The following is a 5,967-nucleotide window of genomic DNA, read 5'->3' on the forward strand; positions in this document are numbered from 1 at the left end:
CTGCCCCTGCTGTGGTGGCTGTTGCGAGTGATGCCGCCGCGGCCGCGGCGCATCGAGTTTCCGCCGACGCGGCTGTTGTTCGATATTGCGCCGAAGGAGGAAACCCCTTCGCGTACGCCGTGGTGGCTGACGGCGCTCCGTCTCGCCGCGGCGGCGCTGATCATTCTGGCCGCGGCCGGTCCGATCTGGAATCCGCCCGCAGGCGCGTCGACCTCGCGTGCACCGCTCGCCATCATGATCGACGATGGCTGGAGTGCGGCCTCCAGTTGGGATGCGCGGGTAAAAGCCGCGGACGAATTGATTTCCAATGCCGACAATGATCGACGCGGCGTCGCCCTTATCCCGCTGTCCGAACCCACGCGCGACATTGCGATCATGCCGGGCGGCACGGCGCGGGTGGCGCTACGCCAACTTACGCCCAAGCCATATGCCATCGATCGGGTGGAAACCCTGAGCGCCATCGACCGGTTCCTCAAAGCGACCGGCGATTGCGACATCGCGTGGCTGTCGGACGGGGTCGATAGCGGGCGCGGCGCGGACTTCCTCGCGGGCCTGAGCAAGGTCGTAGGCGATCGCACGCTCACGGTTTTCGAAGGCGGCACGCCGCCTGCACTGGCGCTGGCGGCCGCCGAAAATGCCGCCGCCAAGATGACGGTGAAGGTGCTTCGCGCCAACGGCGATATTGGTAGCGGCACCGTCCGCGGGCTAGACCAGAAAGGCTCGCCGATTGGCGAGGCGCGCTTTGCCTTTGCGCCGGGCGAACGCGAGACCGAGGCTGCGTTCGACCTGCCGGTCGAACTGCGCAACGACATTGCCCGGCTCGAAATATCGGGCGAGCGCTCGGCGGGTGCGGTGCAATTGCTCGACAAACGATGGCGGCGGCGCGCCGTTGGCGTGGTCTCCGGATCGAGCAGCGATACCGCGCAGCCGCTACTCGCATCGACATTCTATCTCACCCGGGCCCTGGCGCCGTTTGCCGACGTCAGGCAGGGCGATCGCGGTGGCGCGCCACAGCAGGCGATCGCGCAATTTCTCGATCAGAAGCTGCCGATGATCGTGCTGGCCGATGTCGGCACCATGTCGCCGGAAATTCGCGAACGCATCAATGCGTGGATCGAACATGGCGGCGTCCTCGTGCGCTTTGCCGGGCCGCGGCTTGCGCAAGCCGACGACGACCTGGTGCCGGTGAAATTGCGTCGCGGCGGCCGCAGCCTTGGTGGCAGCCTGACATGGGAGAAGCCGCAGCACCTCGCAGCCTTCGCACCCGATGGACCGTTCGCCGGCCTTCCGGTGCCCAAGGACGTTACCATCAACCGCCAGGTGCTGGCCGAGCCCGACGCGGTATTGCCGACAAAGAGCTGGGCTTCGCTGGAAGACGGCACGCCGCTCGTCACGGGCGAGCGCCGCGGCAAGGGATTGCTGGTCCTGTTTCACGTCAGCGGCGATGTGCGCTGGTCCAATCTGCCGTTGTCGGGCTCCTTCGTCGAAATGCTGCAGCGGATCGTCGATACTTCCGGCTATGCATCGGGCCCGGCTCCGGACGCGGCAAGCGAAGCGAAGCCGGAAACGGTGGCGCCGCTGCGCATACTCGATGGCTTTGGCGTATTCGGGCCGCCGCCTTCGACCGCAAAACCGCTCGCCGCCGATTTCCGCGATCGCGCGACGCTCGATCACCCGCCCGGATTTTACGGTCCCGCCGATGGACCGCTCGCGGTGAATACGCTGGCCGTGTCGGACCGCATCGTCCCGCTCGATACGTCCGCCCTTCATGCGAGACGAGCGAACTACACCAATTCCGAACCGCGCGACCTGCGCGGCATCCTGCTCTCGTCTTCGCTCGCGCTGTTCCTGATCGATGCTGTGGTGGTCGCTCTTCTCGGCGGCGGCATCGCCACCCTGTTGCGACGGCGCGCGGCGCCGGCTGCATTGTTATTGGCGCTGTTGCTGCCGATGGGCTTGCCTTCACCGACCAAGGCCGAGAGTGCGGCCGACGAATTCGCCATCAAGGCCACAGCGCAAACTCATCTGGCCTATGTGGTGACGGGCAACGCTGACGTCGATTCCATCGTAAAGGCCGGAATGTCGGGCCTCACGCTGTTTCTCGCACAACGCACCGCGCTCGAGGCCGGCGACCCCGTCGGCATCGATCCGGCGCATGACGAACTCGCCTTCTTCCCGCTGATCTACTGGCCGGTGGTTCCGGGCGCGCCAAAACCGCCGCAGGCGGCGATCGACAAAATCGACGCCTACATGAAACAGGGCGGCACCGTGCTGTTCGATACACGCGACGCGATCGAGGCGCCGCCCGGCGACAATGGCGCGTCGCAAACGCCGGGCATGCGGACGCTGCGCGAGATTCTCTCCTCGCTCGACGTGCCCGAACTCGAACCGGTGCCGCGCGAGCATGTGCTGACCAAGACGTTTTATCTCTTGCGCGATTTTCCGGGCCGCTTTGATAGCGGCCAGACCTGGGTCGAAGCGCTGCCGCGCAACGAGGACGAAGACACCGCTTCGCATCCGGCACGCGGCGGCGACGGCGTCTCGCCCATCATCATCACTTCCAACGATCTGGCCGGCGCCTGGGCGATACGCCCCGACGGACAACCGATGCTGCCGCTGTCGCCTGGCGAACCGCGCCAGCGCGAATTTGCCTTCCGGGCGGGCGTCAACATCGTGATGTACACGCTGACCGGAAACTACAAGGCCGACCAGGTGCACGCACCGGCATTGATCGAACGGTTGGGACAATGACTAGTGCCCCCTTTCCGAAGCTCGTGCTCCATCGCAACGCCCACTTCCACGAACTTCGGAAGGTCCTGGGCACTGGCGAAGCCAGTAATTCCTGTGCCGTTTTTCTATTTGAAGCTCCCGGATCGAATTCGCCGCGTGTAATGCAGGAGCTTCAAACAGGCGGCGCTAGCGAGATCATTGACAGGCTCACGCCATGAACTACGGCATCGCGTTTACCCCGCTGATCCCCTCGGCTGTACTCTGGACGGCGCTGGCTGCGATCGTCGTAATTGCGGGATTGCTGTTGCTCGGACGCCCGCGTGGCGCGTGGCTGCGGCTATCGGCATTGGGTTTGCTTCTGCTGGCGCTCGCCAATCCGTCGTTCACCCGCGAAGAACGTGAACCGCTGTCGTCCGTAGCCGCCGTCGTCATCGATAAAAGTCCAAGCCAGAGTTTTGGCGATCGCACCGGCGAAACCGCGCGCGCGCAGCAAGCCCTGGTCGAGAGCCTCAAGAAAATCCCCGGCCTCGAAGTACGTGTGGTCGAAGCCGGCCAGGCCGATGGCGAGACCGATGGCACCAAACTGTTCGGCGCGGTGTCGTCGGCGCTCTCGGACGTCCCGGTCGATCGTGTCGCCGGCGCTTTCCTGATCACCGACGGACGGGTGCATGACATCCCGGCGAACGCTGCCGCGCTCGGCTTCCAGGCGCCGCTCCATGCGCTGATCACCGGCCGCAAGGATGAACGCGACCGCCGAATTGCGATTGCCGCTGCACCACGGTTTGGCATTGTCGGACAGGCGCAGACCATCACTTATCGGCTCGACGACCAGGGCGTCACGGGCCAGCGGGCCAAGGTCGTGGTGCGCGTCGACGGCGAAACGATCAACGAGCGCAACGTCGTCAGCGGCCAGACCGTCAATATCGATGTCGACATCAAGCACGCCGGACCCAATATCGTCGAGATCGAGGCTTCGCCCCTCGAAAATGAACTGACGCTCGTCAACAACCGCGCGGTGGTTGCAATCGACGGCGTGCGCGACAAGCTGCGCGTTCTGCTGGTCTCGGGCGAGCCGCATTCCGGAGAGCGCACCTGGCGCAATCTGCTGAAATCCGATCCCAGCGTCGATCTCGTGCATTTCACGATTCTACGCCCGCCGGAGAAACAGGACGGCACCCCGATCAACGAATTGTCGCTGATCGCGTTTCCGACCCGCGAGCTGTTCCAGCAGAAGATCAACGAATTCCAGCTGATCATCTTCGATCGCTATGCGCGTCAGGGCGTGCTGCCGATCGCCTATTTCGACAATATCGCGCGCTACGTGCGTTCGGGCGGCGCGGTGCTGGTCTCTGCCGGCCCCGACTACGCATCGTCCACCAGCATCTGGCGCACGCCGCTGGATTCGGTATTGCCGGCAGAACCCGTCGGCGTCACCGAGAAGCCGTTCTATGCCATGCTCAGCGATGTCGGCAAACGTCACCCCGTCACGCGCGGCCTCGAAGGCTCGAGCAGCGATCCACCACACTGGAGCCGCTTCTTCCGCACCGTGGACACACGTAACGCAACCAGCCCGCCGGTGATGACCGGCGCGGACGGCAAGCCGTTGCTGTTGCTGTCGCGATTTGGCGAGGGTCGCGTCGCGCTGCTGTTGTCGGATCACATCTGGCTGTGGGCGCGCGGTTATGAAGGCGGCGGCCCGCATCTCGACCTGTTGCGGCGCATGTCGCACTGGCTGATGAAACAGCCCGACCTCGACGAAGAGGCGCTGCATTTGCAGGTGCACGGCCACGACCTCGTCGTCGAGCGTCAGACCATGGCCGATAGCGTCGCGCCGGTGACGGTGACCTCGCCGTCGGGCGCCACGCGCGAGTTGACCTTGAGCGCCGGCGAGCCGGGAATGTGGACGGCGACCATGCCAGCCAATGAGCTCGGACTATGGCAGGCGACCGATGGCACGCTGAAAGCCTTGATCAATGTCGGCCCCACCAATCCAAAGGAATTTTCCGAAGTCACCTCGACCACCGAAACGTTGAGGCCGCTGGCGCAGGCAACCGGCGGCGACGTGCGGCGCATCGCCAACAGCTCGGGCATCGACCTGCCCCGTATCGTGCCGGTTCATTCATCCAGCATTTTCCGCGGTGACGGCTGGATGGGCGTGAAGATGCGCGATGCGAGCGTCGTCAGGGGCGTCGGCGTCTTGCCGATCTTCGCCGGCCTGGTCGGCTTGTTACTGCTGCTCGGCGCATTCGCGGCGACCTGGCTGCGCGAGGGACGCTGATCTCGCTTGGTTGCGCAGCTTTGGATCGCGTCGCCACCAACTCACAGATTGTTTTCCGGCGCTGACCACGATTGACATCCAGGCGTCGCGCTTGCGATGTTACACTATAACGTCGGAGCTACCGGGTGTTACCGGCTCCGGCGTGGGGCGCTAACGGCATGAAGTGGGTGCGGTCGAAGATCAAACTTGGTGCGCGGGCTGCGCTGTTTGCGCTCGCCGTCCAGCTTGCGTTTTCGTTCGGCCACTTCCATCCGATTGCAGCGCAGGCCGCGCCATCGATACAATCCACTCAACAGCTGCCGGCGCCTGCTCCCGATTCGGATCAGCACCCGGATGATTTCTGCGCCATCTGTGCCGTTATCGCTTTGGCGAGCACGGCCGTGGCCGCAGCCCCGCCGGCCTTGCCACTGCCGCAGGCCGTCGAACTGCCGCGCCGAACCATCGCTACGGCATTTCTTCATCTGCACGCGACGCGCGTCGCGTTTCAATCGCGCGCTCCTCCCCTCTCCTGATTTCGATCGTTCCGTGATCCGTGTTCGACGGCTGGTCGCTTGCAGCCGTGTTCGCGGATTGAATCGAAATAGCCCGTCACACTGACGGCTTGCGTCCGTTGGCAGCTTCAACAAGCCAGACCGACGGCGACGCGTTTCAGGATCAGGATATGGCATCTTCGCTCAAAGACATCCTTCTTCTTTCCGGTGCAATATTGCTGCTCGGTTCAAATGCCGCCGTTCTCGCGCAAACAGCGGACGCGCCGGTCGGCGGAAATGCCCCGATGGAGCTCCCTAGCGTCGAAGTGACGGCGCCGAAGCCAACCACCGTCGTGCGCAAAAAGCCGCCATCACACACGGCCGAGCGGCATCCAGCGTCCACGACGACGGCGCAGTCAACGTCGACCTCATCCGCCACACAGCCTTCCTCGCAGGCAGCGCAACTTGCGGCCAAAAATGGCGCATTCG

Annotated in this window: 4 protein-coding genes; 3 read left to right on the forward strand and 1 reads right to left on the reverse strand. The window is 64.4% G+C overall.

The features are described 5' to 3' along the window. The 3 genes from WB528_RS13180 to WB528_RS13190 all read left to right on the forward strand — a co-directional run. Positions 1 to 2,751 (forward strand): DUF4159 domain-containing protein (locus tag WB528_RS13180; RefSeq protein WP_423888853.1); only part of this gene is annotated, 2,751 nt, incomplete at its 5' end. Between the two features lie 193 nt (positions 2,752 to 2,944). Continuing rightward, the gene (locus WB528_RS13185; protein ID WP_423888854.1) at positions 2,945 to 5,008 is read left to right on the forward strand and encodes a hypothetical protein; all 2,064 of its coding nucleotides are present in this window, start codon (positions 2,945 to 2,947) and stop codon (positions 5,006 to 5,008) included. Positions 5,009 to 5,133: 125 nt separating this feature from the next. Beyond that, positions 5,134 to 5,520 (forward strand): hypothetical protein, encoded by a 387-nt coding sequence (locus WB528_RS13190; protein WP_423888855.1) that lies wholly within the window; start codon positions 5,134 to 5,136, stop codon positions 5,518 to 5,520. A 142-nt stretch (positions 5,521 to 5,662) separates the two neighbouring features. Here WB528_RS13190 and WB528_RS13195 read toward each other — a convergent pair. Next, positions 5,663 to 5,967 (reverse strand): hypothetical protein (locus WB528_RS13195; protein WP_423888856.1); only part of this gene is annotated, 305 nt, incomplete at its 5' end.

Origin of the sequence: Bradyrhizobium sp., assembly GCF_049586575.1 — a bacterium.
Classification (GTDB): Bacteria; Pseudomonadota; Alphaproteobacteria; order Rhizobiales; family Xanthobacteraceae; genus Bradyrhizobium.